This is a genomic window from Mesorhizobium sp. ORM8.1 (assembly GCF_053005525.2).
On record NZ_CM132600.1, the window covers coordinates 7,129,781 to 7,155,713 of the forward strand.

General features: G+C 63.1%; 30 protein-coding genes and 3 pseudogenes. 15 read left to right on the top strand and 18 right to left on the bottom strand.

What is annotated here, in order from left to right; translation table 11 throughout:
- The first annotated feature begins 12 nt into the window (after positions 1-12).
- Complete coding sequence (gene murI, locus ACVDG8_RS35515) at positions 13-813, top strand: glutamate racemase (protein WP_447252641.1); 801 nt, start codon at positions 13-15, stop codon at positions 811-813.
- 63 nt (positions 814-876) lie between these two features.
- Here the strand turns inward: murI and ACVDG8_RS35520 are convergent, their stop codons facing one another.
- Positions 877-2,259 carry an RNB domain-containing ribonuclease gene (locus ACVDG8_RS35520; RefSeq protein WP_447252642.1) on the bottom strand — a complete coding sequence of 461 codons (1,383 nt, stop codon included), beginning with the start codon at positions 2,257-2,259 and terminating at the stop codon, positions 877-879.
- A gap of 164 nt (positions 2,260-2,423) precedes the next feature.
- Between ACVDG8_RS35520 and ACVDG8_RS35525 the strand changes: the two genes are divergently transcribed.
- Positions 2,424-2,612, top strand: a complete 189-nt coding sequence (locus ACVDG8_RS35525; RefSeq protein WP_447252643.1) for a DUF3008 family protein — start codon at positions 2,424-2,426, stop codon at positions 2,610-2,612.
- A gap of 82 nt (positions 2,613-2,694) precedes the next feature.
- On the opposite strand, the gene ACVDG8_RS35530 is transcribed toward ACVDG8_RS35525, so the two are convergent.
- The gene (locus ACVDG8_RS35530) at positions 2,695-2,892 is read right to left on the bottom strand and encodes a hypothetical protein (protein ID WP_140506376.1); all 198 of its coding nucleotides are present in this window, start codon (positions 2,890-2,892) and stop codon (positions 2,695-2,697) included.
- A 369-nt stretch (positions 2,893-3,261) separates the two neighbouring features.
- On the opposite strand from ACVDG8_RS35530, the gene rpsD reads away from it, so the two are divergent.
- The 5 genes from rpsD to ACVDG8_RS35555 all read left to right on the top strand — a co-directional run bounded on the left by rpsD (position 3,262) and on the right by ACVDG8_RS35555 (position 6,859).
- A complete protein-coding gene (gene rpsD, locus ACVDG8_RS35535; protein WP_455707445.1) occupies positions 3,262-3,879 on the top strand; it encodes a 30S ribosomal protein S4 in 618 nt (205 codons plus the stop codon).
- A gap of 152 nt (positions 3,880-4,031) precedes the next feature.
- Positions 4,032-4,913, top strand: a complete 882-nt coding sequence (gene ttcA, locus ACVDG8_RS35540; RefSeq protein ID WP_447252644.1) for a tRNA 2-thiocytidine(32) synthetase TtcA — start codon at positions 4,032-4,034, stop codon at positions 4,911-4,913.
- Entirely contained in the window at positions 4,903-5,730 is an 828-nt protein-coding gene (locus ACVDG8_RS35545; RefSeq protein WP_447252645.1) for an inositol monophosphatase family protein, read from the top strand. Before ttcA ends, ACVDG8_RS35545 begins: the two co-directional genes overlap by 11 nt.
- Positions 5,731-5,877: 147 nt before the next feature.
- Positions 5,878-6,306 carry an IS200/IS605 family transposase gene (gene tnpA / locus ACVDG8_RS35550; RefSeq protein ID WP_447252050.1) on the top strand — a complete coding sequence of 143 codons (429 nt, stop codon included), beginning with the start codon at positions 5,878-5,880 and terminating at the stop codon, positions 6,304-6,306.
- A gap of 319 nt (positions 6,307-6,625) precedes the next feature.
- Entirely contained in the window at positions 6,626-6,859 is a 234-nt protein-coding gene (locus ACVDG8_RS35555; protein ID WP_447252646.1) for a hypothetical protein, read from the top strand.
- A gap of 18 nt (positions 6,860-6,877) precedes the next feature.
- Here the strand turns inward: ACVDG8_RS35555 and ACVDG8_RS35560 are convergent, their stop codons facing one another.
- From ACVDG8_RS35560 to purL, 5 genes and pseudogenes are all read right to left on the bottom strand, one after another.
- Positions 6,878-8,101, bottom strand: coding sequence for a multidrug effflux MFS transporter (locus ACVDG8_RS35560; protein WP_447257179.1), 1,224 nt, complete (start codon positions 8,099-8,101; stop codon positions 6,878-6,880).
- 190 nt (positions 8,102-8,291) lie between these two features.
- A pseudogene (grxD, locus tag ACVDG8_RS35565) lies at positions 8,292-8,629 on the bottom strand (Grx4 family monothiol glutaredoxin).
- A 134-nt stretch (positions 8,630-8,763) separates the two neighbouring features.
- Complete coding sequence (locus ACVDG8_RS35570) at positions 8,764-8,997, bottom strand: BolA/IbaG family iron-sulfur metabolism protein (RefSeq protein ID WP_010909092.1); 234 nt, start codon at positions 8,995-8,997, stop codon at positions 8,764-8,766.
- 109 nt (positions 8,998-9,106) lie between these two features.
- Positions 9,107-9,634 carry a hypothetical protein gene (locus ACVDG8_RS35575; protein WP_447252648.1) on the bottom strand — a complete coding sequence of 176 codons (528 nt, stop codon included), beginning with the start codon at positions 9,632-9,634 and terminating at the stop codon, positions 9,107-9,109.
- Between the two features lie 36 nt (positions 9,635-9,670).
- Entirely contained in the window at positions 9,671-11,902 is a 2,232-nt protein-coding gene (purL, locus tag ACVDG8_RS35580; protein WP_447252649.1) for a phosphoribosylformylglycinamidine synthase subunit PurL, read from the bottom strand.
- Between the two features lie 189 nt (positions 11,903-12,091).
- On the opposite strand from purL, the gene ACVDG8_RS35585 reads away from it, so the two are divergent.
- Positions 12,092-12,256: a hypothetical protein gene (locus ACVDG8_RS35585; RefSeq protein ID WP_447252650.1), complete on the top strand. Its 165-nt coding sequence runs from the start codon at positions 12,092-12,094 to the stop codon at positions 12,254-12,256.
- A gap of 28 nt (positions 12,257-12,284) precedes the next feature.
- Here the strand turns inward: ACVDG8_RS35585 and ACVDG8_RS35590 are convergent, their stop codons facing one another.
- Positions 12,285-13,697: an aminotransferase-like domain-containing protein gene (locus ACVDG8_RS35590; RefSeq protein WP_447252651.1), complete on the bottom strand. Its 1,413-nt coding sequence runs from the start codon at positions 13,695-13,697 to the stop codon at positions 12,285-12,287.
- A 91-nt stretch (positions 13,698-13,788) separates the two neighbouring features.
- Between ACVDG8_RS35590 and ACVDG8_RS35595 the strand changes: the two genes are divergently transcribed.
- Complete coding sequence (locus ACVDG8_RS35595) at positions 13,789-14,031, top strand: DUF1127 domain-containing protein (RefSeq protein WP_447257180.1); 243 nt, start codon at positions 13,789-13,791, stop codon at positions 14,029-14,031.
- A 16-nt stretch (positions 14,032-14,047) separates the two neighbouring features.
- Here ACVDG8_RS35595 and ACVDG8_RS35600 read toward each other — a convergent pair whose 3' ends face one another.
- The 6 genes and pseudogenes from ACVDG8_RS35600 to purC all read right to left on the bottom strand — a co-directional run.
- On the bottom strand, positions 14,048-14,677 hold the full coding sequence (locus ACVDG8_RS35600) for a Pr6Pr family membrane protein (RefSeq protein ID WP_447252652.1): 630 nt from the start codon (positions 14,675-14,677) through the stop codon (positions 14,048-14,050).
- A gap of 7 nt (positions 14,678-14,684) precedes the next feature.
- Entirely contained in the window at positions 14,685-15,095 is a 411-nt protein-coding gene (locus tag ACVDG8_RS35605; protein ID WP_447252653.1) for a hypothetical protein, read from the bottom strand.
- Between the two features lie 36 nt (positions 15,096-15,131).
- Positions 15,132-15,800: a phosphoribosylformylglycinamidine synthase subunit PurQ gene (gene purQ / locus ACVDG8_RS35610; RefSeq protein WP_447252654.1), complete on the bottom strand. Its 669-nt coding sequence runs from the start codon at positions 15,798-15,800 to the stop codon at positions 15,132-15,134.
- Positions 15,797-16,051, bottom strand: a complete 255-nt coding sequence (locus ACVDG8_RS35615) for a hypothetical protein (protein ID WP_447252655.1) — start codon at positions 16,049-16,051, stop codon at positions 15,797-15,799. Before ACVDG8_RS35615 ends, purQ begins: the two co-directional genes overlap by 4 nt.
- A gap of 18 nt (positions 16,052-16,069) precedes the next feature.
- The gene (gene purS, locus ACVDG8_RS35620) at positions 16,070-16,309 is read right to left on the bottom strand and encodes a phosphoribosylformylglycinamidine synthase subunit PurS (protein WP_447252656.1); all 240 of its coding nucleotides are present in this window, start codon (positions 16,307-16,309) and stop codon (positions 16,070-16,072) included.
- Positions 16,310-16,402: 93 nt separating this feature from the next.
- Positions 16,403-17,161: pseudogene (gene purC / locus ACVDG8_RS35625) on the bottom strand (phosphoribosylaminoimidazolesuccinocarboxamide synthase); the annotation flags it as partial.
- Between the two features lie 276 nt (positions 17,162-17,437).
- Between purC and ACVDG8_RS35630 the strand changes: the two are divergent.
- Both ACVDG8_RS35630 and ACVDG8_RS35635 read left to right on the top strand, forming a co-directional pair.
- A complete protein-coding gene (locus ACVDG8_RS35630; RefSeq protein ID WP_371010796.1) occupies positions 17,438-17,758 on the top strand; it encodes a DUF1476 domain-containing protein in 321 nt (106 codons plus the stop codon).
- A 152-nt stretch (positions 17,759-17,910) separates the two neighbouring features.
- Positions 17,911-18,683: pseudogene (locus ACVDG8_RS35635) on the top strand (HpcH/HpaI aldolase family protein).
- A 13-nt stretch (positions 18,684-18,696) separates the two neighbouring features.
- Here ACVDG8_RS35635 and ACVDG8_RS35640 read toward each other — a convergent pair.
- Positions 18,697-19,254 carry an RBBP9/YdeN family alpha/beta hydrolase gene (locus ACVDG8_RS35640; protein ID WP_447252659.1) on the bottom strand — a complete coding sequence of 186 codons (558 nt, stop codon included), beginning with the start codon at positions 19,252-19,254 and terminating at the stop codon, positions 18,697-18,699.
- Between the two features lie 191 nt (positions 19,255-19,445).
- On the opposite strand from ACVDG8_RS35640, the gene ACVDG8_RS35645 reads away from it, so the two are divergent.
- On the top strand, positions 19,446-20,258 hold the full coding sequence (locus tag ACVDG8_RS35645) for a VOC family protein (protein ID WP_447252660.1): 813 nt from the start codon (positions 19,446-19,448) through the stop codon (positions 20,256-20,258).
- A gap of 48 nt (positions 20,259-20,306) precedes the next feature.
- Here the strand turns inward: ACVDG8_RS35645 and purB are convergent, their stop codons facing one another.
- Entirely contained in the window at positions 20,307-21,614 is a 1,308-nt protein-coding gene (gene purB, locus ACVDG8_RS35650) for an adenylosuccinate lyase (protein WP_447252661.1), read from the bottom strand.
- 212 nt (positions 21,615-21,826) lie between these two features.
- Here purB and ACVDG8_RS35655 point away from each other — a divergent pair, with 212 nt between their 5' ends.
- Positions 21,827-22,084, top strand: coding sequence for a DUF2171 domain-containing protein (locus ACVDG8_RS35655; protein ID WP_447252662.1), 258 nt, complete (start codon positions 21,827-21,829; stop codon positions 22,082-22,084).
- An 84-nt stretch (positions 22,085-22,168) separates the two neighbouring features.
- On the opposite strand, the gene ACVDG8_RS35660 is transcribed toward ACVDG8_RS35655, so the two are convergent.
- Positions 22,169-23,185, bottom strand: a complete 1,017-nt coding sequence (locus ACVDG8_RS35660) for a P1 family peptidase (protein ID WP_447252663.1) — start codon at positions 23,183-23,185, stop codon at positions 22,169-22,171.
- Positions 23,185-24,255, bottom strand: a complete 1,071-nt coding sequence (locus ACVDG8_RS35665; RefSeq protein ID WP_447252664.1) for a branched-chain amino acid ABC transporter substrate-binding protein — start codon at positions 24,253-24,255, stop codon at positions 23,185-23,187. Before ACVDG8_RS35665 ends, ACVDG8_RS35660 begins: the two co-directional genes overlap by 1 nt.
- A 192-nt stretch (positions 24,256-24,447) precedes the next feature.
- Between ACVDG8_RS35665 and ACVDG8_RS35670 the strand changes: the two genes are divergently transcribed.
- Complete coding sequence (locus ACVDG8_RS35670; RefSeq protein WP_447252665.1) at positions 24,448-24,942, top strand: flavin reductase; 495 nt, start codon at positions 24,448-24,450, stop codon at positions 24,940-24,942.
- A 64-nt stretch (positions 24,943-25,006) separates the two neighbouring features.
- Complete coding sequence (locus tag ACVDG8_RS35675; RefSeq protein WP_447252666.1) at positions 25,007-25,930, top strand: AAA family ATPase; 924 nt, start codon at positions 25,007-25,009, stop codon at positions 25,928-25,930.
- Positions 25,931-25,933 lie beyond the last annotated feature (3 nt).

Consider the following 25,933-nt stretch of genomic DNA (forward strand, 5'->3'; position numbering starts at 1 on the left):
GACCGGATGACAATGAGCGATCGATCAAGCCAGCCGCCGATCCTGATGTTCGATTCCGGCATTGGCGGGTTGACGGTGCTGCGCGAGGCGCGCGTGCTGATGCCGGACCGCCGCTTCGTTTACGTTGCCGACGACGCGGCATTTCCTTACGGCGCCTGGGAAGAACCGGCGTTGAACGCCCATATATTGGCGCTGTTCGGCTCATTGCTGGACCGGTTTAAACCCGCGATCTCGGTCATCGCCTGCAACACCGCCTCGACCCTGGTGATCGATGCGCTGCGCGAAAAATTCTCCGACCATCTCTTCGTCGGCACCGTGCCGGCGATCAAGCCGGCGGCCGAGCGGACGCGCTCCGGCCTGGTCTCGGTGCTGGCGACGCCGGGCACGGTGAAGCGTCAGTACACACGCGACCTGATCAGCAAATGGGCGCAGAAATGCCACGTGCGCCTGGTCGGCAGCGACAGGCTGGCGGGGCTGACCGAAACCTATATGCGCGAGGGCTTTGTCGACGAGGAGGCCGTGCGCGCCGAAATCGCGCCATGCTTCATCGAGCGCGACGGCAATCGCACCGATATCGTCGTGCTGGCCTGCACGCATTACCCGTTTCTGGTCAATCGCATGCGCAAGACGGCGCCCTGGCCGGTCGACTGGATCGATCCGGCGGAGGCGATCGCACGGCGCGCCATGTCGCTGCTTGATCCCGTGGGCGAGCCTTCAGCCGAGAACGAGCCAGATATCGCCATCTTCACCTCGGGCAAGGTGGACTTCGCCACGAGACGCCTGATCCAGGGCTTTGGATTGACGACGCGCTAAGGCGTATTGGTATTCAGGTGATGCGGGCCTGACCTGAATATCAATACACCTGGGACCTGCCACTCAAGCAGGTTGGAAGACGATGCTGCGTTGATCCGGATCGGCCGAGACCAGCGTTAGCTTCAGACCGTCACCTTGCCGGAGCCCCGAGGCCTTGACGTTGGCAACAACAGGCATGTCGGCAAGGTGAACGCGCACGCCTTGGTCGACGATGTCGGTGACGACGGCGTTGAAAATCTCGCCCTCGTGTCCCTTCAGCATGACCGCTTCGGCAAGGTCGATCGCCGCGTGGTTGATCTGTGAAGCACGGGCATCCGCACGCCCCATCACCTTCGGCAATCTGGCGAATGCGTCGCTTACTGCCAGCGGCACGGGCTGGCCATTGGCGATTGCCAGCGTGCAGCGCACGACGTAGCGGTCGGCCAGTCGCCTGAGCGGCGCGGTAGAGTGGGGGTAGGTCGCAGCCATCGCCTCATGCCAGGGGACAACGCCTTCCTGATAGGGCTGGTAGGACGCGCCGTTGCCTGCACGACGGATTTCCAGCATCAGCGCCGCCTGCTGCTTGTTGGTCGGATCGAGGGTCCGCTGATAGTCGCGCAAGCTGGTCGAGGCCGGCCAGGACAGCCCGAGGGCCTGCGCCGCGTTGCGCAGCCTTTGCACCTTGAAAGCATCAGGCCCCGACATGACCCGGAACAGCCCGGTCTTGTGCGCCAGCATGGCGTCGGCAATCGCCATGTTGGCGGCCAGCGAAAGTGCTGCGTTGTCTTGCTCGGATTGCAGGATCGGCCTGAACGAAAGCTGGAAGCTGCCATCGGCGAGCCTTTCCACTTCCTGCTCGGGCGGGTCGACACGGGAGGCGCCACGCCGCTCTTCGTTTGCCGCCATGCGCCGCGCCAACTCCGCGAAGCCGGCCGGAACATCGGAGGCCTTCACGCTGTCATAGGCGAGCTTGGCGCGGTTTTGGATGATTGCGCGCTCGGCGCCGTCCAGCCTCACCGCGCCGTCCTCGGCGACGCGAACCGTGAAGATGACCGCCGGACGCGGTCCGTCGGGCAACAGGCTCGCCGCGGCCTCGGCGATCACCGGCGGGTAAAGCCCGGCCTTGCCGTCCGGCAGGTAAAGCGTCTCGCCCCGCGTCCAGGCTTCGAGATCCACCGCGTCGCCGTCCTCGACGAACCAGGCGACGTCGGCAATGGCATAGTGCAACAGAAGATCACTACCGCTCGCCTCGATCCAGAACGCCTGGTCAAGATCGGTTGAGCTCGCCGGATCGAGTGTCACGAAGGGCACCGTCGTCCGATCGACATGCTGGTCGGGCACACGCTTGGCCGCCGCCTGCGCCGAGGCCGTTACATTCGGCGGAAATCCATCCGGCACGTGGAACGCGGTGCGGATTTTTGAAAGACCGGCGGAGAGTGCCTGTGAGGGGTCGGTCAGTGATTTCATGCCGTCCGTCCTACACTGGGCTTCTAGGCGCGGGAAGGCCGCCACGGAAAATGGCCGGAGCCGGCAGCCTGATGGGCTGCACCAAGCGGACCGGGAACTCAGCCGCTGCGACGGAACTGCCGCCGAAGCGCGGCGTTTCTCCTGACAGCAAAGGAGAAACGGCCATGCCTGCCACCTCGAAAGCCCAGCAGAAAGCCGCCGGCGCCGCGCTCTCTGCCAAACGTGGCGAGACCAAGAAGAGCGAGCTCAAGGGCGCTTCCAAGGGTATGTATGAATCGATGAGTGAAACGCAGCTCGAGGAATTCGCCGAGACGAAGCGCAAAGGGCTGCCCGAGAAAAAATCCAAGGATTGAGCGCTTCGAGCCAGACCCCTGACAACAGCCGCTGAAAAAAGGGCCAGCGATTGATCGCTGGCCCTTTGACTACCCGCCTGGTTTACCAGCGGTGGCAGCGCCGTACTCTTTCGACGATCACCCTGCGATGGCCGTGCCGCCACACCACCCTCTTCTTGACGATGACGCGGCAGACCTGCTTGTGCCCGTGCCAATGACGGGCCATCGCCGGTTCCGGCGCAACCGCCATCGATCCGGCCAGTACAGCGGCACCGGCCAAGGTAAGGAAGAACTTCTTCATGTTAATCGGGCTCCTCTAGCTCCAGTCGCTTGCTGGTGCCGCTGGCGTAAACCTCCCGCCATATCCGGCACACACAACGTGTTCAACGCTATAGGGCTGCGTTGCGCTGCGCCACTCACAAGCTTGACACCGGTTAAATCTCGGTTTAACCAGCCGCCAACGCCGGGCAGCGATGTCCGGTGTTTGTTTTGTATATGCAAGATCTGTCACAGTCGTTGCCGATCTTGTTTGAACTGACGTGTCCCGTGGGTTTTCCGTCGCTTTGCGTGGAAAACCCTGTCAGGTCCCGAAAACGGGGGCCAGAGGAGGGCGCGTTTCCTTCGCCCGGAGCCATGGGGTTTCGGGTATTTTGTTTTGAAAGGGAATGCGATGAGCAAGCGCAAATCCGCGAAATATAAGATCGACCGCCGTCTCGGCGAAAACATCTGGGGCCGCCCGAAGTCCCCGGTCAACAAGCGTGAATACGGCCCCGGCCAGCACGGCCAGCGCCGCAAGGGCAAGCTTTCCGACTTCGGCCTGCAGCTGCGCGCCAAGCAGAAGCTGAAGGGTCACTATGGCGACGTTTCGGAAAAGCAGTTCCGCAAGGTCTATGAAGAGGCCGACCGCCGCAAGGGTGACACCTCCGAGAACCTGATCGGCCTGCTCGAGTCGCGTCTCGACGCGGTCGTCTACCGCGCCAAGTTCGTGCCGACCATCTTCGCGGCCCGTCAGTTCGTCAACCACGGCCACGTCAACGTCAACGGCAAGCGCGTCAACATCGGTTCGTACCGCTGCAAGCCGGGCGACGTCGTCGAGGTGCGTGAGAAGTCGAAGCAGCTCGTCATCGTGCTGGAGTCGGTCGGCCTGGCCGAGCGCGACGTGCCGGATTACATCGAAGCCGACCACAACAAGATGGTCGCGACCTTCGCCCGTGTTCCCGGCCTGGCGGATGTTCCGTTCGCTGTCCAGATGGAACCGAACCTGGTCGTCGAATTCTATTCGCGCTAAGCGAACGCTTTTCTGCGATATCGGAAAGGCCGCCTTCGAGGCGGCCTTTTTGTTTCGCTCATCGGCTTGTGCCGTGTGTCGCTAAAATCAATTTCGCTTCTCCGGCCGATGCGCTAATCCGGGCGGTAGTCACACGCAGGGGCCGTCGCGCCATGAACATGCTGCCAGACATCGAAACACTCGAACCGATCGCCGAGGGCGGTTTCCATCCGCTGTTCGCCGACGTGCCGTCCTCGGTCGAGTTCAACAAGCTGCGCAAGCGGCTGCTCAGGCTGACGCGCCAGGCGATCGATGATTTCGCCATGGTCAAGCCCGACGAGCGCTGGCTGGTGGCGCTCTCGGGCGGCAAGGATTCCTACGGCCTGCTGGCACTGCTGCTCGATCTCAAATGGCGCGGCCTGCTGCCTGTCGAGCTGCTGGCCTGCAATCTCGACCAGGGCCAGCCGAATTTCCCGAAGCACATCCTGCCCGATTACCTCAATGCCAACGGCATTCAGCACCGCATCGAATACCAGGACACCTATTCGGTGGTGACCGACAAGCTGCCCGAGGGCAGCACCTATTGCTCGCTGTGCTCGCGGCTGCGGCGCGGCCATCTCTATCGCATCGCGCGCGAGGAGGGATGCTCGGCGCTGGTGCTCGGTCATCACCGCGAGGACATTCTCGAAACCTTCTTCATGAACCTCTTTCATGGCGGGCGTCTGGCCGCCATGCCGCCCAAGCTCCTTAACGACGAGGGCGACGTCATGGTGCTGCGGCCGCTCGCCTATTGCGCGGAAGTCGATCTCGAAAAATTCGCCACTGCGATGAAGTTCCCGATCATCCCTTGCGATCTCTGCGGCAGCCAGGAAGGGCTGCAGCGCAATGCGATGAAGGCAATGCTCGACGACATCGAGAAGCGCCTGCCGGGTCGCAAGGACACGATGATCCGCGCCATGGCCAATGTGCGGCCCTCGCATCTGCTCGACCGAAAACTGTTCGACTTCGCAGCGCTCAACGAGAGCATCACGACAAGGCAAGCCGATGACATTTGACGACCGTGCGATCGACTGGCTGGCCGAGCTTCTCGCCGATGCGGCAACCGCCGAAATCATGCCGCGTTTCCGCCGGCTGGGCGAGGGCGACATCCGCCAGAAGACGTCGGCCGCCGACCTGGTGACCGAGGCGGATGTGAATGCCGAGAGGCTGATCACCGCCAGGCTGCGCGAACGCTATCCCGACGCAACGGTGGTCGGCGAGGAAGCATGCTCCGACAATCCGGCGCTGCTTGATGGTCTTGGCGATGCCGAGCTTGCCTTCGTGATCGATCCGGTCGACGGCACCTTCAATTTCGCGTCCGGCTTGCCCTTGTTCGGCGTCATGCTGGCTGTCGTCGTCAAGGGCGAGACGGTTGCCGGCATCATCCATGATCCTGTCGGCAAGGACTGGCTGATCGGCGCCAAGGGCGCGGGCGGCCATATCCGCCATGCGCATGGCGCGCTGGAAAAGGTGCGCGTCGCGGCGCCGGTGCCTCTGTCGCAGATGACGGGCGCGGTCTCCTGGCAATTTCTTGAGGAGCCGGAGCGTTCACGGCTTGCCCGCAACCATACCAAGGCGCTGTCGCAATTCGGCTATCGCTGCGCGGCGCATGAATACCGGCTCCTGGCCAGCGGCCATGCGCATTTCGTCGTCTACAACAAGCTGATGCCTTGGGATCATCTAGCCGGCGCGCTGATCCATCAGGAGGCCGGCGGCCATGCCGCGCGGATCGACGGCAGCACCTATCTGCCGTCGCATGTCGACGGCGGGTTGCTGGTCGCTCCCGATAAGGAGAGCTGGCAAGAGTTGCGTCGCGAGCTCTGGGCTGAGTAGATAGGTTAACTCTTTGTTTTTACGCAATTCCGAACGGAAAACCGCTCACACTTTTCCTGGAATTCTTTAGAGTCCCCGATAGGGGATCAGGAAACCCCACGCCTTTAGGCGGCTGGGATGGCGGCCTATCCGGTGTAGATTGGCCGGATGGAAGCGTACAAGCGCGGCAGCCACACGGTTTGGGACTGCAAGTATCACCTGATCTGGGTGACGAAGTATCGCTATGCGGTGCTAGGCGGTGATGTCGGCAACCGATGCCGGGAGTTGCTGCGCGAGACGGCGCAGGCGCATGAGATGGTGATTCACGCCGGATCGATCAATCGCGACCATGTGCACATGCTGGTGTCGATCCCGCCAAGCCTGTCGGTATCGCGCGCCGTGCAGCACCTGAAGGGGCGCAGTTCGCACAAGCTGCTGAGCGAGTTCGGGATATTGCGCAAGCGCTATTGGGGCCAGCACCTGTGGGCGAGGGGTTATTGGGTTGCCACAAGCGGCAATGTGACGGACGAGATGTGGATGGAATACATTACCAACCAGACACCGCCCGAACCCGACGACAACTTTAACGTGACATGAGTTTGCGCCCTGTCCGCCGGACGGCGGACCGATCCGGCTTTAAGCCGTAACCTGAAGCCACCGCCTTTTAGGCGGTGGAGCATTCACTTGCGGGGCGGGAGGTCGGCAGGATCCCTATGACTTCGCAAGAAATCGGGGGATGTCTATGAATTTCCGGTCGGCAGCGGCCGCTTTTGTTTTCGCCTTGATCCTGGGCGCAGGTTGCGGGAAAGCCCAGGCACAGGAACGCGCCTGCGGCAGTCGCGATCCGGTCAATTCCATAGCTGAGATGTCGGGAGCGATTTACGCCTGCTGGCAGCCGCCGCGCGGGACGGGTGGCATGTCGCTGACCTTGTGCTTCTCGCTTCGCCGGGACGGAACGCTTATCGGCAAGCCGCGCGCCACCTTCTCCAAGCTCGGGCCGGATGACGATTTGAACAGATCTTTCGTCGCCTCGGTGATCGAGGCTCTTGGAAAGGAACTGCCGGTGCCTTTCACCAAAGGCATGGGTGGGGCGATCGCGGGGCGCCCGCTGTGCCCACTCTTCACGGCGGCGGAGGAAGGCAGATCCTGACCGCGCTTTACCGATCGATCAGTGCAGGTCCGTGACGTGGCCTGAAACGGGTGGGTTGTGCGGCTGGAACATCTTGCCGTGCTCGGCGATGAGGATCATCAGCAGCGCCGCGACCGAGACACTGCAGAAGCCGGCGGCCAGCGGCGTCACCGTGCCGTTGAAGGCCTGGCCGATCGCCGCGCCGATGAGGGCGCCGAGAAAGGTCTGCATGAAGCCCAGAATGGATGCGGCGGTGCCGGCAAGCTCGCCCAGCGGCTCCATGGCCAAGGCGTTGAAATTCGCACCGAGCCCGCCAAAGGGCAGCATGGCTGAGGCAAAGAAGGTGATGAACAGCCAGAGCGGCATGTTCATTTCGAGCGAGACGACCAGCCAGGCGAGACTGATGCACAGGAACACAAGCAGCGCGCCTTGCGACAGGCGGCGCATGCCGACCTGTCCAACCAGCCGCGAGTTGAGGTAGTTCGAGAAAGCGAGCACACCGGCGACGCCGGCGAAGATGACCGGGAACAGCTCGCCGACATGGAAGATGTCGACATAGATCTGCTGCGCCGAGCTGATGAAGCCGAACATGGCGGCGAAGATGAAGGTGCTGGCGAAGGCGTAGCACAGCGTCAGGCGATTGGTGAGCACGATGCGGAAACCGCCGACAACCGAACTGACCGTCAGCGGCCGCCGATATTCCGGATGCAGCGTCTCCGGCAGCCGCAGCAGCGCCCATGCCGAAACAAGCATCGCCCCGATGGCCATGGTGACGAAGATCCAGTGCCAGCTGGCAAACAGCATGATGAACTGGCCGATGCCGGGCGCGATGACGGGGATTGCCATGAACACCATGAAGATCAGCGACATCACCTCGGCCATGCGGCGTCCGTCGAATGTGTCGCGCACGATCGAGACGGCGATGACGCGGGTGGCCGCGGCGCCGAAGCCCTGTATGAGACGGCAGGTCAGCAAAAGGGCGAAGCTCGGCGCGACGGCGGCGGCGGCCGCGGCGGCGACATAGACAATCAGGCCGAAAACCAGTGGCGCACGACGACCGTAGCGGTCAGAGATCGGCCCGAAGAAGAGCTGCCCGCCGCCGAAGCCGAGCATATAGGCGGTGATGACATACTGGCGGTGGTTTTCGCTCACGACGCCGAGCGAGGCGCCGATCTGCTGCAGCGCCGGCAGCATGATGTCGATGGCCAAAGAATTGAGCGCCATAAGCGCTGCGCAGAGCGCAATGAATTCCCAGCGCGGAATGGGCAAGCGGGTTACCGATTGCTGCGCTGCTGCCTGCTTGTCCACGGCGAAATCCGATCTTCCAAACGAACATGCGCCGGCTTGCGGCGCATCGGTCCGTCCCGTTCTCACTGTCGAGAACTACAATGCCGAGGTGGGGCAGCCTCAGAGACCAACGCTGCCGGCCAGGATGCCGGCAGGCGGTATTCGATCAGGAGGCAGCGGCTTTGACGCTGACGCCCTTTTCGACCAGGAAGTCCTGCAACTCGCCGGCCTGGAACATCTCGCGGATGATGTCGCAGCCGCCGACGAACTCGCCCTTGACGTAGAGCTGCGGGATGGTCGGCCAGTTCGAATATTCCTTGATGCCCTGGCGCAGTTCGGCCGAGTCGAGCACGTTCACGCCTTTGTAGTCGGCCCCGATATAGTCGAGGATTTGCACCACCTGGCCGGAAAAACCGCACTGCGGGAAGCCGGGGTGCCCTTCATGAAGAGCACCACGTCGTTGCTCTTCACTTCATTGTCGATGTAGTCGTTGATGCCAGTCATGGACGGTCCTTTCACGCCTGTGGGAGTCAGGCTGGAAACATGTCCTTCAAATAAACCCATAGATTGGCTGAAACAAGACGTTAGCCGCGTCGCTGTCGCGATGGCGCAAGGGATAACGCGATTTTGGGCTAACCTCAGTCGGGAACGCTGGTCTGCAGCGCCAGCGCATGCAGCACGCCGCCCATGTTGCCCTTCAGCGCGTCATAGACCATCTGGTGCTGCTGGACGCGGCTTTTTCCGCGAAAGCTTTCGGCCACCACCTCGGCCGCATAGTGGTCGCCGTCGCCGGCGAGGTCGCGGATCGTCACTTTGGCGTCGGGGATGCCGTCCTTGATCAGTTTTTCGATGTCGTGGGCATCCATTGCCATGGCGGAATCCTATTTTAAGCGGGCGGCTAAGCGGCGGCCTGATGTGTGACTCGCGCGAGCCTAAAGCCTTTCCGGCCCGGATTGAAGCCGTTGACTCGGGAATGGCAGGTTAAGCGTCATCCCGGCTGGAGTGGACCACACCATCTTCCGTGATGTCGTCGCGGGTCGAGAATGCGCGGCCGAGGCTGAACGTCAGCACATAGAGCGGGATGTTGATCACCAGGACGACGATGGGAAGATAGCTCGTCATCTGCCAGGCGGATGAGAAGAAAGCCTGGCCGTAGCCATCGCAGACCAAGGACGAGCCATATTCCCACAATGCCCCGATCACCGCGGCGACGACGAAGAGTTTGATGCAGGTCATGATATGCCTCGCCCGCACCGGATCCGGCAGAAGCCTGCTCCACAGTACTAGGCAGACGATCGGGACCGCGTAGATCAGGTTCTGCAGCATCAACATCGGCAGCGTGCCGTTGGCCGAAGCCAGGAACTGCTCACGCCTTTCCAACAGCGGGCAGACCTCGCTCGAGGTCGTCGACAGCAGGAAAAACACGAACGGCCCGAGGAACCAGAAGAAGAACAGCGACGGCCAGAAGACGACTGCAATCAGCGCCCTGGCGGTTAAATCATGTCGCACCGCTACACACTTTCGGGAGACATGCTTTTAGCCTAGTCAACTGGCCTGATCCATGAACCGGGGGAACCAGCCTTCATGGGCGGCCGTCAAGTCGCTGACGGGGATCGCGCGGGCATCGCCGAGTTTCAATGTGTTGCCGCCGGTGGTGCCGATCCATGGCGCGAAGATGCCGAGCTTGCTCTGCTCCTCGCGGATGGCGTCCCATTCCTTGCTCTGCGGGTCGACCGACAGTGTCAGCAGATAGCGGCCCTGGTCTTCGCCGAACCAGACCGGGATCGGGTCAGTGCCTGTCAGCCCTGGAATGTTGGCGCCGATACCTGAGGCCATCGCCATTTCGGCCAGCGCTATCGCCAGCCCGCCGTCGGAGAGGTCATGAGCTGATGTGACGACGCCCGAGGCAATCAGCGCACGCACATGGTCGCCGACGCGCTTCTCATGCGCGAGGTCGACCGGCGGCGGCGGACCGTCGGCGCGGCCATGGATATCGCGCATATAGGCGGACTGGCCGAGATGGCTGCCCCAGGTGGCGGGCGCGCCGACCAGCACGATCATCTGGCCTTCGCCAGCAAAGCCGATGCGGGTCATCTTCGACCAGTCGGCGATCAGGCCAACGCCGCCGATGGTCGGCGTCGGCAGGATGCCCTGGCCGTTGGTTTCGTTGTAGAGCGAGACGTTGCCGGAGACGATCGGGAAGCCGAGCGCCCGGCAGGCATCGCCGATGCCCTTCACCGCGCCGACCAACTGGCCCATGATCTCGGGCCGTTCGGGGTTGCCGAAATTGAGGTTGTCGGTGGCGGCAAGGGGGAGGGCGCCGGTGGCGGTCAGGTTGCGCCAGCATTCGGCGACGGCCTGCTTGCCGCCCTCATAAGGATCGGCCTCGCAATAGCGCGGCGTGACGTCGGAGGAGAAGGCGAGCGCCTTGGTCGCGTGGCCTTCGACACGCACCACGCCGGCATCGCCGCCGGGAAGCTGCAGCGAATTGCCCTGGATCAGCGTGTCATACTGCTCCCATACCCAGCGACGTGACGACAGGTTTGGTCCGCCGAGCATTTTGAGCAGCGCGTCGGCGACGTCGGCCTTGGGCGCATCGTTTGCCGCAAGCGGCGCGGGCTTCTTGGATTCGACCCAGGGGCGGTCATATTCCGGCGCCTGGTCGCCGAGATCCTTGATCGGCAGGTTGGCGACCTCGTCGCCCTGGTGGATGACGCGGAAGCGAAGGTCGTCGGTCGTCTTGCCGACGATGGCGAAGTCGAGCCCCCATTTGCGGAAGATCGCTTCCGCTTCCTGTTCCTTTTCCGGGCGCAGCACCATCAGCATGCGCTCCTGGCTTTCCGACAGCATCATCTCATAGGCGCTCATGCGCTCCTCGCGCACGGGCACCTTGTCGAGGTCTAGCTCGATGCCGAGATCGCCCTTGGCGCCCATCTCGACCGCCGAGCAGGTGAGGCCGGCCGCGCCCATGTCCTGGATGGCGATGACGGCGCCGGACGCCATCAGCTCGAGGCAGGCTTCGAGCAGGCATTTTTCGGTGAAGGGGTCGCCGACCTGCACGGTCGGGCGCTTCTCGTCGATCTTGTCGTCGAACTCGGCCGAAGCCATGGTTGCGCCGCCGACGCCGTCGCGGCCGGTCTTGGCGCCGAGATAGACGACCGGCAAGCCGACGCCCTTGGCTTCAGACAGGAAGATCGCATCGGTCTTGGCAAGACCGGCGGCAAAGGCATTGACCAGGATGTTGCCATTGTAGCGGGCGTCGAAATTGACCTCGCCGCCGACCGTCGGCACGCCAAAAGCATTGCCGTAGCCGCCGACGCCGGAAACCACGCCGCTGACCAGATGGCGCGTCTTGGGATGGTCCGGCGCGCCGAAACGCAGCGCGTTCATCGCCGCGATCGGCCGTGCTCCCATGGTGAAGACGTCGCGCAGAATGCCGCCGACGCCGGTCGCCGCGCCCTGGTAGGGCTCGATGTAGGAGGGGTGGTTGTGGCTCTCCATCTTGAAGACGACGCAGTCGCCGTCGCCGATGTCGACCACGCCGGCATTTTCGCCCGGACCCTGGATGACCTGCGGGCCGGTGGTGGGCAGCGTGCGCAGCCATTTCTTCGAGGATTTATAAGAACAATGCTCGTTCCACATCGCCGAGAAGATGCCGAGTTCGGTAAAGCTCGGCTCGCGCCCGACCAGATCGAGGATGCGCTGATATTCGTCGGGCTTCAGCCCGTGCGCGGCAATGAGTTCCGGGGTGATCGGCACGGAATTGGAGATGGTCATGGGCGGCGGGTCGTGTCCATGGTAAAGGGGAGCTTCGAGTCTTCCTCTTATCGCAAGCTTTGCGACCGATACACCCATCGACCGAGGAAAAAACACGCAAAACAACCAACTACCAACAGCGCGGGGCCAATGCGGAACGCTATGGCACCCCCAGCCGTTACGGCTGCAACCAATCAGGAGATTTTCGACATGGCTACCAGGCAAGGCAAGAAAGACAATCGCCTCTCGGAGAAGGAGGCGATGCATATCGCCGAGACCACCGACGTTTCGCCGAAGCAGGCCAAGGACCTGGCTAAGGAGCACGGCAAGGACAAGGCCGTGAAGGAAGCCAAGAACTTCAAGGCGGAGGGCTGAGCGCCAGCTCCGTCGGCCGCGGATTGGCTCAGGAAAAGCTGTCGTAGCCGGCGCGGCCTTCCTCCAGCAACCGGCGGATCACCGCCGCGCCGCCGGCGACATCGTCGCGCCGGTTTGGCTGCGAAACGCCGAAGCGAACGGCGTGAAAAACCTGCTCGGAACGGCCGGCCTTGAACTCGTCCTCGTCATCGATGAGCACGCCATGTTCGAGACAGGCCTGCTTGAAGGTGCCGGAGAGCCACGGTTCGGGCAAGGTCAGCCAGACGAAAGGCACTTTGTCGTGCGACCTGAATGCGAAGCCGGCCAGCGTGTCGCGCACGATCGCCATGCGGGCGCTGATTTCGGCAATGCTGCGGCGGCTTATGTCATCGGCCTGCCCGGACAGCACCAGCCTGGCATTCACCTCCGCCAGCAGGAAGGGCATGCCGCCGGTTATCATCTTGTGGGCGACGCGGATGCGATGGCGATAGGCGGGCGGGCAGGACAGCCAGCCGCCGCGAACACCGGCGGCGACGGATTTTGACAACCCGCCGGCGACGATGGTGCGCTCAGGCGCGTATTCGGCCAGCAGCGGCGCCGGATCGTCGGTCAGGCTGCCGTAGAGATCGTCCTCGATAAGGACGACGTTGTACTCGCGCGCGACGCGCGCAATCGCTTCGCGACGCGGCGCCGACAGGCATGCCAAAGTGGGGTTCTGCGCCGTCGGCATCAGGAAGATCATTTTGGGATGTTTTTGCGCGCAGACGCGCTCGAAATCTTCGGGGTCGATGCCTTCCTCGTCCGACCCCACCAGCGCTGTGCGGCGGCCGATCAGGCCGGCACTGCGCGAAATCTGCGAATAGGTGAGGTGCTCGAAGGCGACATAGTCGCCGGGTGTGGTCAGTGCCGCGATCGCCGCCATCACCGCGGCATGGGTGCCGAGGGTGGGAACGATGGAGTCGGCGGGCGGCCGGAACGAATTGCGCGACAGCCAACGGGCGCCAGCCTCGAACCACCGATCCGGAAAATCCCTGGTGTAGCTTGAAATCTCATGCGGATAATCCTGCGCCGTGCGCGACAGCATATCGGCGACAATGGCGCCCTGGCCAATGTCGGGCGCCGCCGTGCTGTCGAAGCGCAGCTTGCCGGAGGGCGCATCGACATAGCGCGTGCCTTGCACGGCGGGCTCGGTGAATTCGGGCGTCGCCGCTTGCGATTGCTGGGCCAGCACATAGGTGCCGCGCCCGACTTCGCCGCTGACCAGCCCGCGCTCGCGCAGCAACTGATAGGCGCGGCCGACGGTGCCGACAGTCGTGCCGATGTCATAGGCGAGATCGCGCTGCGGCGGCAGTTTGGCGCCGGCATCGATGACGCCCTTGTCGATATCTGACTCAATGCTGTCAGCAAGACGCTGATAGAGCGGTCCGGAGCCGGAGGAGAGATCAGGGAGCCAATTTGTCATGGTGACAATTTTCTATATTGCACCGCAAGATGAGTCAATTCATATCGAGCATACGATTGAAAGGGTACAATCGAGACAAGGTAGAACGGCAATGGATACAATCGAGACAATTCGCTACGACGGTCCGACGCTAAGGGCCCGGACGCAGGTTCGCGATGGCTTTGTGAACCGCTTCGTCCTTGTGCTCGGTTCCATGGCAGGCCAACTCGACCGGATGCTGGAGCGCCGCCGTGGCCGGCTGGCCTTGCTGGAAATGACCGACGAGCAGCTCAAGGACATCGGCGTGTCGCGCTGCGACGCGCACCGCGAAGGCATCCGGTCGCTCTGGGACTGATCGCCTGCGAGCGCGGTTATTTGCGCAGCCGTGCGATGCCGTGATCGGTAAGCACGGCGAGCACGCCCAATCCGACAAACAACGCGGTGATGGCCAGCGACGCCAAGGCGACGCTGGCCGCGCCGTTCTTGGCTGCGTCGAGGAATGGGTAGGGCACTTCGCCGGCGAAGGGCGCGCGGATCAGCGCATAGGCGAGATAGACGAGCGGATAGATCATCCACCAGGAGACGTCGCGCCAGCGCGTGGCGCCGTCGGCTCCCGCAACCAGCCACCACAGCACGAAGATCACCGGCGTCACATAGTGCAGCAGCATGTCGCAAAGCAGGAACAGGCCCTGCGGCTGCCAGAGCCTTGCCAGCACGGTCGCGTAGACGATGAAGACCAGCGTTATCGAGACCGCGACGCCGGCGCGCATGCGTGGGCCGGCGAAGGCCGGGAACCAGGCATAGCCGGCGGGTGACACCAGCGAGGCGTGCACCAGCACCGCCGCGATGTTGGTCAGGATGGTGAAGAAGCTGAAATAGAAGACGATCGAGCCGAGCAGGCCGCGGCCGGCCGTCATCGATGCCGGGATGCTGATCGAGAATTGCAGGACAAGCGCGGCGAGGCCGATGGTCAGTCCCGCGATTTGCAGGAACCGGCCCATGGCGGCTTTACGCAGCAGCCGTGCAGGACGGATTGCCGGCCTGCCAGCGGGCGATGTCGGAGCCGATGCGCGCGCCGAGCGGATCGTTCATCAGTGGGCCGAAGGCGTCGACGCGGCTCGAATTGCCTTGCGCCTGCACGACCAGCAACGGCTTGCCGCCATAGTGTTTGGCCGGCACCAGCAGGAAGCGCGGCGTGCCGCTGTAGGAATTCAGCTCATTGGCCATCTGATAGGATTTGAAGGCCGGATCCTTGCTGGCGATCCAGCATTTGTGCGCCGAGATGGCGACCTGCTCCATGGCAAGCAGCGAGGCGCTTTTACCGGAAGATATCGGCGCGGTCTTCGGGCTGGACTGGCAGGAGGCCAGCGCAAGCCCGGCGGCGGCCAGGAGAGCAAGGCGAGCAATCGTCGGTCTCATGGTCAGTCCGCCCCCGCGTTCTGGGATTTTGAAGGATCAAGCAGCGATGCCGAGAGCGCTTTCGAACAGCGCCCGGCCGTCATTGCCGCCATGCGCGGCTTCGATCAGGTTCTCCGGATGCGGCATGAGGCCCAGCACATTGCCCTTGTCGTTGACGATGCCGGCAATGTCGTTGATCGAGCCGTTGGGGTTGGTGTCTTCCGCATAGCGAAACACCACCTGGCCTTCGCCTTCGAGACGGGCGAGCGTCTCGGCGTCGGCGAAATAATTGCCGTCATGATGCGCCACCGGCGAGCGGATGACCTGCCCGGGCTGGTAGCGGCGGGTGAACATGGTGTTGGCGTTGGCAATCTCGAGCTTCACCTGCCGGCACACGAACTTCAGCGACGAATTGCGCATCAGGGCGCCGGGCAGCAAGCCGGCCTCGACCAGGATCTGAAAACCGTTGCAGACGCCAATGACCGTGACGCCCTTGGCGGCCTTCTCGGCAACCGCCCGCATCACCGGCATGCGCGCCGCGATGGCGCCGCAACGCAGGTAGTCGCCAAAGGAGAAGCCGCCGGGGATGGCGATCAGGTCGACATCGGGGATTTCGGTGTCGGTCTGCCAGACGGTTGCCGGCGCCTGACCGGAAATCTTGGTCAGCGCCGCGATCATATCGCGGTCGCGGTTGAGGCCAGGCAGGAGGACGACGGCTGATTTCATTTGGGTTCGTAAGGCCTCTGGTTTTCGACTAGTTCGCGCGTATCGAGGCGCCTGTCTATGCGTTCGAGTCGCTCGTCCTGCCGGGCGAGAATACCATAGATGTTGTGGATGTCGCTCTGCGTCGCCACCATGTGACCTCGCATCACATTCAGTTCCCGCTTCGTCTCGGACACGTCTTGGCAAAGCTCTCCGATTTGGTGATGCACGCGTTTCAGAAGCTCGTACATCAGCTCATTCGTGACTTCCGGCATGACGCCTCCGGCACAACCTCAGGTAAGCGTCACACTATAGTTCTCAATCACCGTGTTCGCCAGAAGCTTGTCGCACATGGCTTTCAGGTCAGCCTCAGCCTTGGCCTTGTCGGTCTCCGAAAGCTCGATGTCGAACACCTTGCCCTGGCGCACCTGGCCGACGCCGTCGAAGCCCAGCCCCGACAGCGCGTGCTCGATCGCTTTGCCCTGCGGGTCGAGAACGCCGTTTTTGAGGGTCACGGTGATGCGGGCTTTCATCGATACTCCTGAAATGATCGGTCGTGTGGTCGGCGGGCCCGCCGTCGCCGGCGGGCCGCAGTGCTTCAAGCCCTTCGGCGGCTCGGACGAGGCGACGAGCACCGGGCCGGTCGGGCGCGGCGGCTCATTCTCGTTGATGATGCCGAGGCGGCGGGCAACTTCCTGATAGGCCTCGACCAGGCCGCCCATGTCGCGGCGGAAACGGTCCTTGTCGAGCTTGTCCTGGGTGGCGACGTCCCACAGCCGGCAGGAATCCGGCGAGATCTCGTCGGCTACAACGATGCGCATCATTTCGCCCTCGAACAGGCGGCCGCATTCGATCTTGAAGTCGACGAGTTGGATGCCGACGCCGAGGAACAGGCCGGAGAGGAAGTCGTTGACGCGGATGGCCAAAGCCATGATGTCGTCGATTTCCTGCGGGCTTGCCCAGCCAAAGGCGGTGACGTGCTCTTCCGACACCATCGGGTCGTCGAGCGCATCGGCCTTGTAATAGAACTCGATGATCGAACGCGGCAGCACCGTGCCTTCCTCGATGCCGAGGCGCTTGGACAGCGAGCCGGCGGCGACGTTGCGCACCACCACCTCGAGCGGAATGATCTCGACTTCCTTGATCAGCTGCTCACGCATGTTGAGCCGGCGGATGAAATGAGTCGGGATGCCCATGCGGTTGAGGTGGTTGAAAATATATTCGGAAATGCGGTTGTTGAGCACGCCCTTGCCGTCGATGACCTCGTGTTTCTTCTTGTTGAAAGCGGTGGCGTCATCCTTGAAAAACTGGATCAGCGTGCCCGGTTCAGGCCCTTCATAGAGGATCTTGGCCTTGCCTTCATAAATGCGGCGGCGATTTTTCATTTGATTTTTTCTCTGGATTTGCGGGCAGGCGGCAAGCGACCAGTTCCTGTCCGTCTGCCTAAATTAGTATGGCGACGGTGGTGTTCAATGCCGGTGTTATCGCAATCGTCTTATTTGCTCAATCGGCAAATCCAGCGAATCAACCGCTTTGCGGACTGAAATGCCGCAGCGCAGCATGTAACGAAGCATATTGACCGGCTCGCGGCCTTTTGATTTGTGCTTGCCCACCACACATATTCACCGCCACGCGAATCGGATTTTGACCGGAGGGACGTCATGAGCAGCATGAAAGACCGCGAAGAGGGTTTCGAGCGCAAATTCGCCTTCGATGAGGAACTCCGCTTCAAGGCCTCGGCGCGCCGCAACAAGGCGCTCGGTCTGTGGGCCGCCGAAAAACTCGGCAAATCCGGCGCCGACGCCGACGCCTATGCCAAGGAGGTGGTGGTTTCCGATATCGAGGAAGCCGGTGACCACGACGTCTTCCGCAAGATCCGCAAGGATTTCGACGCCGCGGGCGTCAGCCAGTCGGACCATCAGATCCGCCGCACCATGGACGAATTGATGGCGCAGGCGATCGAGCAGATCAAAAACACCTGATCCGACCGAAGCAGGTTGCGCAAAATGTCGTACGGTTTTGCGACAACCCGGATAACTGGACCAATCGACCGCTCGGCTTAGTCGGGCGGTTTTTCTTTGCCTTTGCCGCCGTTTCGCGCTGAAACTGCCGATTGTTAACGAGGAAAGTTCCAATGTCGCTGAAATCCCGCCTGGCCGCCGATGAAACGCTGTTCACCGCCTGGTCCGGCGTGCCGGACGCGCTGACGGTGGAAATCATCGCCAAGCAGGGTTTTGACGCCGTCACGCTCGACATGCAGCATGGCGGCCATCACGAGGACAGCGTGTTACGCGGCCTGGTGCCGGTGCTTGCCGCCAACAAGCCGGCTTTGGTGCGAATCCCGGTCGGCCGTTTCGACATGGCAAGCCGCGCGCTCGATTTCGGCGCCGAGGCGGTGATCGCGCCGATGGTGAACTCGGTGGCCGATGCCAGGCAGTTCGCGGCAGCCATGAAATATCCGCCGATCGGCGAGCGTTCCTGGGGGCCGACCTACGCTTTCCCCGCCACGGCAAGGGCGACCATGCCGAATGGCTGCGCGACACCAACCAGCGCACCATGGCGTTTGCGATGGTCGAGACGCGCGCGGCTTTCGAGGTGCTCGACGGCATTCTTGAAACCCCCGGCATCGACGGCATCTTCGTCGGTCCGTCGGATTTCTCGATCGCCTGGTCGAATGGCACGACGATAAATTCAACGCTGGAAAGCATGATGGAGACGGTGGCTTCGATCGCCGAGCGCACGCGCAAGGCCGGCAAGCACGCGGCGACCTACATCGTCGAGCCGGCGGTTGCCGGGCGCATGGTGGCGATGGGCTACCGGCTGCTCGCCATGGGCTCCGACCACACGCTGATCTCGCTCGGCGCCAAGACGCTGTTGAAGAGCATGCGGGATTCGATCGGCTCCTGACCTTCGGATAAGCTCAAGGCGCCTTCAACTCGGTCAGGAACTTGGCGAAGGTCATCGATCCCTCCGGCCATGGACCGAAACCGGCGTCCTCGTTGAGATGGCCGGTTTCGCCGGCATCGATGAACAGCGACCCCCAGGCGCCGGCAATGTCCTCGGCGACATTGAAGGCGCAGAACGGGTCGTTGCGGCTGGCGATGACGACCGAGGGAAATGGCAGCGGCTCTCGTGAGTAGGGGCCGAAGGTCATCAGATGCCTTGGCCTTATCGTCGGATTGGCGACATCAGGCGGCGCCACGAAAAAGGCGCCGGCCACCGGCTTCCTGAATTGCGGAATGGCCTGCACGGCCGCCGCCACACCGAGCGAATGGGCAACAAGCACCACTGGACGTTCGGCCTGATTGACGGCGTTCGCCACGCTTGCCGTCCAATCCTCGCGCACCGGCTTCGTCCATTCGGCCTGCTCGACCCGGCGCGCTGTCGACAGTTTCGACTGCCAGCGCGTCTGCCAGTGTTCGGGACCGGAATTGGTGTAGCCTGGTACGATCAGTATGTCTGCGTCTTTGACTTTCATGGCGCCGATGTAGCGAGCGGCCTTGCCACCTGCAACCCTGCCTGAACATCGGCCAGATCACAATCGTGAACAACCTGTTCGATCCTTGCTGCCTTGTGTGAACGATCGCAATCGACGATTTGAAGAAGCAACAATGACTGGCGGCCTGGAGCGTCCCTTTTTGGGAGAAGCGCCGCCCAACGGAGAGTTGAATGAGCGAATTGCCTTTTGCCGCGACCACCCCGGTCAGCGTGGCGCGCGTCGGGTTGAAGGCGCGCGACGCGGAGAGCCTGGCTGCCTATTACCGCGCTGTCGTCGGCCTGCAGGAGCTGAGTCGCGCTGACGGCGCGATCACGCTCGGCGCGGCCAACCGTCCGCTTCTGGTGCTGGAACAGGATTCTTCGGCCAAGCCCGACGACCCGCACAGCGCCGGCCTGTTCCACACCGCTTTCCTGTTGCCGTCGCGCGCCGATCTCGGCCGCTGGATCAGCCACGCCGCCGCCAACCAGATCCGCATCGAGGGTGCATCCGACCATCTGGTCAGCGAGGCGCTCTACCTGACCGACCCGGAAGGCAACGGCATCGAAATCTATGCCGACCGCCGCCCGCAGGACTGGAAATGGAATGGCGACCAGATCGCTATGGCGACCGAGCGGCTGAACCTGCCGGCCGTGGTGGCCAGCGTGCCGGCTGGCGACGCCGGCTGGCAGGGCGCGCCGGAAAACTCTGTGATCGGCCACGTGCATCTGCGCGTCGGCCGGCCGGAAGACGCTGAAGCCTGGTGGCACGGCCAGTTCGGCTTCGACACTGTGGCGAAGTATGGCGGCCAGGCGGTGTTCCTGTCGTCCGGCGGTTACCACCACCATATCGGCGCCAATGCCTGGCGCAGTCCCGGCGCCGGCCGACGCGATCCGTCTCGCGCGGGCCTTGCCTGGGTCGAGATGCGCTCGGACAATGTGACGGCCGAGACCAGCCGCGAGGATCCGTGGGGCACGGTGATCAAGACTGTGCCTGGAAAGGCTTGATTGGGGGTCGGCGCGCTTCTTTCCCCCGTAAACGGGGAGAAGGAAAATTTAGGCCTCTCCAAACACCCGCTTGAAGATCGTGTCGACATGCTTGGTGTGATAGCCAAGATCGAACTTTTCGCGCAGCTCGGCTTCGGGAAGGGCGGCTGTGACCTCTTTGTCGGCCAGCAGTTCTTCAAGGAAATCAGCGCCTTGTTCCCAGACTTTCATGGCGTTGCGCTGCACCAGGCGATAGGCGTCCTCGCGGCTGACGCCGGCTTGCGTGAGGGCCAGCAGCACGCGCTGCGAATGCACTAGGCCGCGGAACTTGTTCATGTTCTTCAGCATGTTGTCGGGATAGACGAGCAGCTTGTCGATGACGCCGGTCAGCCGCGCCAGCGCGAAGTCGAGCGTCACCGTCGCATCCGGCCCGATCATGCGCTCGACCGAGGAATGCGAAATGTCGCGTTCATGCCAGAGCGCCACATCTTCCATCGCCGGCAGCGCCATCGAGCGTACCATGCGGGCAAGACCGGTGAGGTTTTCGGTCAGCACCGGGTTGCGCTTGTGCGGCATTGCAGACGAGCCTTTCTGGCCCGGCGAGAAATATTCCTCCGCTTCGAGCACCTCGGTGCGCTGCAGATGGCGGATCTCGGTCGCCAGCCGCTCGACCGACGAGGCGATGACGCCGAGCGTGGCGAAGAACATGGCGTGGCGGTCGCGCGGGATGACCTGCGTCGAGACCGGCTCCGGCTTCAGGCCGAGCTGTGCCGCCACATGCTCTTCGACATAGGGTTCGATGTTGGCGAAGGTGCCGACCGCGCCGGAGATGGCGCAGGTTGCGATGTCCTCCCGCGCGTGCACCAGTCGCTCGCGGCAGCGCGAGAATTCGGCATAGGCCTGCGCCAGCTTGACGCCGAAGGTGGTCGGCTCGGCATGGATGCCATGGCTGCGGCCGATGGTGACGGTGTCCTTGTGCTCGAAGGCGCGCCGCTTCAGCGCGGCGAGCAGGGCGTCAATGTCGGCCAGCAGGATGTCGCTCGCGCGGCTGAGCTGCACGGCAAGACAGGTGTCGAGCACGTCGGATGACGTCATGCCCTGGTGGATAAAGCGGGCGTCCGGCCCGACGAACTCGGCAAGATGGGTCAGGAAGGCGATGACGTCGTGCTTGGTGACCCGCTCGATCTCGTCGATCTTGTCGACGTCGAATTTGGCGGCGCCGCCCTTTTCCCAGATGGTCTTTGCCGCTTCCTTCGGGATGACGCCCAGTTCGGCCAGCGCGTCGCAGGCATGCGCCTCGATCTCGAACCAGATGCGGAAGCGGGTTTCGGGCGACCAGATGGCGACCATGTCCGGCCGGGAGTAGCGAGGGATCATTCTTTAAAAGTCCTGCCTGGGAAAGCGTTGGTCGCGTCCTAACAGAGGTGGACAAAATGCTCAACGCCGCTGCCGTGCACAGCTGTCTCATTGGCGTCATGCCCGTCAAAGCATGATGAACAGGCCGCGCCATGCATCCAATCGGACGTTCATTTGTTATTGTCGGCCGTCACGCATCCAAAACGACGCACGGCCACCAGTGGAGAACCAACATGACCACCGACGTCAGCAAGATACGCGAACACATGGAAGTAATCGGCGCCGACGGCGTCCATATCGGCACCGTCGACAAAGTCGAGGGCGACCGGATCAAGCTGACCAAGGGCGACAGCGGCATGGGCGCGCATAAGGGCCATCACCACTATGTCCCGCTCGCGCTGTTTGCCGAGATCGAGGAAGGCAAGGTTTGGCTGTCGGCCAATTCCGATGTCGCGGTCACCTTCGAGGAAGAGAAATCCGATCCGACCTGATCTTTGTATTTACAATTCCGTGACGAAAGCTGCGGCGGAGCGCCGAGCCTAACCGCTGCAACACGTTTCCTGGAATTGCTCCAGTCAGCGCGACGACCAGACTGGAAACAAATCCCCTTCGTTCGGCGTCGCGGCGTAGACGCCGCGGCTGATGGCGCGGGCCATGGTTGCGCCGGCTGCCGCGAACAGGTCGATCGCGGCGTCGGCGCTGAGTTCGATGCCGCTTTTGCCCGTCGCCAGCGCAAAGACCAGGTCGCCGTCGGCCGGCGTGTGCGTCGGCCAGATGGCACGCGCGAACCCGTCATGCGCCGAGATCGCCAGCCGCTTGGCGGCGGCCTTGGTCAGGACCGCGTCGGTGGCGACGACGGCAATCGTCGTGCTGCTGCCCTCCGATTGTCCGCCGAGGCGCCTGTCGCGGTATTTCAGCAATATTGCCCGGGCATCTTCCGGCAGCGGGTTAGGGTAGCCCAGACCACCGAATTCGTCGCCGATCTCGAAGGGCGCCGCCCAGAAATGGCGGCTGCGGCCGACCGTCACCGAGCCTGTCGGGTTGACGGCGGCGAGGGCGCCGATGGTGACACCGCTGTCGAGCACGGTCGAGGCCGAGCCTAGCCCGCCTTTGAGCCCGGACGTCAGCGCGCCGGTACCGGCGCCGACTGTGCCGATGGCGAAGTCGACAATTGCCGCCTGCACGGCCTCATAGCCGAGGTCGCGATAGGGCGGATAGCGGCCCCAGTGCTTGTCGCCGCCATTGCGCAGGTCGAACAGGATCGCGGCCGGCACGATCGGCACGCGGAAGCCGCCGACTTCGACGCCGATGTCTTTCTCGCGCAACGCCGCCTGCACGCCTGAAGCGGCATCGAGGCCGAAGGCCGAGCCGCCGGACAGCACGACGGCATGGATGGTCGCGATCGAGTTCTGCGGCTCGAGCAGGTCGGTCTCGCGCGTTCCCGGCGCGCCGCCCAGCACCTGCACGCCGGCCACCGCCGGCTCATCGCAGAGCACTACGGTGACGCCGGATTTCAGCCTGGTGTCGCCGGTATTGCCGACGCGAAGGCCGGCGACGTCGGTAATCAGGTTGCGCGGTCCCGTGCGGAACATCACTTGGCCTCCAGCGGCACGAAATGCGTGCCGTCGAAGCGGAAGACACGGAACGGATTCTGGCTGAGGTCGCCTTTTTCGTCGAAGCGGATAGTGCCGATCGCGGTGGTGAAATCATGCCCGGTCAGCGCCTCGGCAATGGGTTTTCCAGTGCTTTGCGCATCGGCCAGCGCCGCCTTGGCGATCTCGACGGCGGCATAGGTGGGCAACGTATAGCCTTCCGGCACGATGTTCCGGGCCGTGAAGGCTTGCACCACCTTGGGGTCGGCGACCTGTTCCCATTCGGGCGGCGCGATCATCAGCGTGCCTGCTGCATAGGGCACGTCGCCGGGCGGCGCGCGCAGATTTTCGCCGCCGGCCAGGGTGATGCCGGCGCCGAGTTGGGCGACGTCGCGTCCCATGATGGCGATGTCGTCACCATCGCCGCCGGCAAACACCTTGGTTGCGCCGGCCTTCTTCAAACGGCCGACCAACCCGATCTGGTTCTCGAGCTGCGGCCGGAACGTGTCTGTGAAGACCGGTTTCAGCGCTGCCTGCTCGGCCGCGGCGCGAAAGGTCTCGGCGATCTCGCGGCCATAGATCGTGCCGTCATCGACGATGGCGAATAAGTCGTCGCGCCACAATTGGGTGAGGTCGGTGGCGACCGCATTGCGCTCGTCGTCGCCGCGCGGCCCGAGCCGGTAGACCGGCCAGCCGGTCTTGGCGCGGCGATCGGTCAGGCTTTCGGTGCGCACGCCGATCGTGATCACCGCAATGTTGGCATCCTTCAGGATCGGCAAGGCCGCCTCGATCGCGTCGGTGCAGAGGAAGCCGACGACAATGTTGACTTTTTCAGCCGCGAATTCCTTCGCTGCCGCCGCGCCGCCATCGGCCGTGCAGGCATCATCGACAGTCTTGACGGTGACGCCGTTCGCCTCCGCTGCCTGCTCGGCGCCGTTCTCGACCTGTTTGCCTAGGATGGCTGACGGACCGGATAGCGGGGCGGCGACACCGACGAGAATCTCGGCGTTGGCGTTTGCGGCCAGCGCCAGCAGAACCAGCGCGGCTGATGTCGTCGTGACAAGGCGCATTCGGGCGATGAAATCCTCCGTGCCGGGAGTATAGTCCCGACACTGTTCCAGCAAAGACCTAAAGGCTGGCCAGGCGCGGCGCAACACGCGAATTTGCGGATTGCGGCCAAGCACTTCGCCTATGATGGGCAACTTGTGGCGCGCAATAGACCGCCATATATAACGAGCTTGCTCTAACAGGTGGATTATCGCGTGCTCAAGATCAACGACATAGGGCCGCAGCACTATCGCGACGCGATGGCGCATTTTGCCGGCCATGTCCATGTGGTGACGACGGACGGTCCCGGAGGAAAAAGGGGCGCGACGGTGATCGCCGCCTGCTCGGTCTCCGACACGCCGCCGACGGTGCTGGTCTGCCTCAACCGCGAGAACGCCAAGAACGAGGCTTTCATCAAAAACGGCAAGTTTGCGCTGAACACACTGGCTTCCGACCAGGAGGCCGTCTCGGTCGGCTTTTCCGGCGTCACCGGCCTGCCGGCGGATGAGCGTTTCGCTTTGGCTGAGTGGGACGTGATCTCGACCGGAGCGCCGACCTTGAAAGGCGCGCTCGCCGTGTTCGACTGCGAGATCATCGACACCAAGGACCTTGCCACCCACCGTGTGCTTTTTGGCAAGGTGACAGGCCTGCGCATCGGCGATAATTTGCGGCCGCTGATCTACCACAACCGCGGCTACCATTTTCTTTGAAACGGGCATTTTCTTTGAAACGGCCACATTCTTTGAAACGGTGCGTGGGATCCACGGAGACATGATGACCGCGCTGCGCCCCGCGCCGAAATCGATCGACGAAACGCTCGATCTTTTGACCGGCGCGGACTATGTCGCCGACCGCTCTCTGGCAACGGTGCTGTTCCTTTCGCTGCGCATGCAGCGGCCGCTGTTCCTCGAAGGCGAGGCGGGCGTCGGCAAGACCGAAATCGCCAAGGTGCTGGCCGCAGCACTTGGACGCCGGCTGATCCGTCTGCAATGCTATGAAGGGCTCGACGTCTCCTCGGCCGTCTATGAGTGGAATTATGCCGCCCAGATGATCGAGATCCGCATGGAGGAGGCGGCGGGCAAGGTCGTGCGCTCCGACATGGAGCGCAACGTCTTCTCCGAAAAATACCTGATCCGCCGCCCCGTGCTCGATGCGCTGACCGGCAAGAAGGGTGCAGCACCTGTCTTCCTGATCGACGAGCTCGACCGCACCGACGAGGCCTTCGAAGCCTTCCTGCTCGAGATTCTGTCGGACTTCCAGGTGACGGTTCCTGAGCTTGGCACGATCAAGGCGGAAGAACCGCCGATCGTCATCATCACCACCAACCGCACCCGCGAGATCCACGACGCGCTGAAGCGGCGCTGCCTCTACCATTGGGTCGACTATCCCAATGCCGAGCGCGAGCTGGAGATCGTGCGCCGCAAGGTGCCGCAGGCCAACAGCCGGCTGTCGGCCGAAGTGGTGTCCTTCGTCCAGAAGCTGCGCCAGGTCGAATTGTTCAAGGCGCCCGGCGTCGCCGAAACCATCGACTGGGCCGGCGCGCTGACCGAGCTCGACAAGGTGGCGCTCGACCCGGAAACTGTGTCCGACACGATCGGCGTGCTTCTGAAATACCAGGACGATATCGCCCGCATCGGCGAGGGCGAGGGCCGGCGCATCCTCAATGAGGTGAAGGCCGAGCTGTCGGCGGCGGAGTAGCCC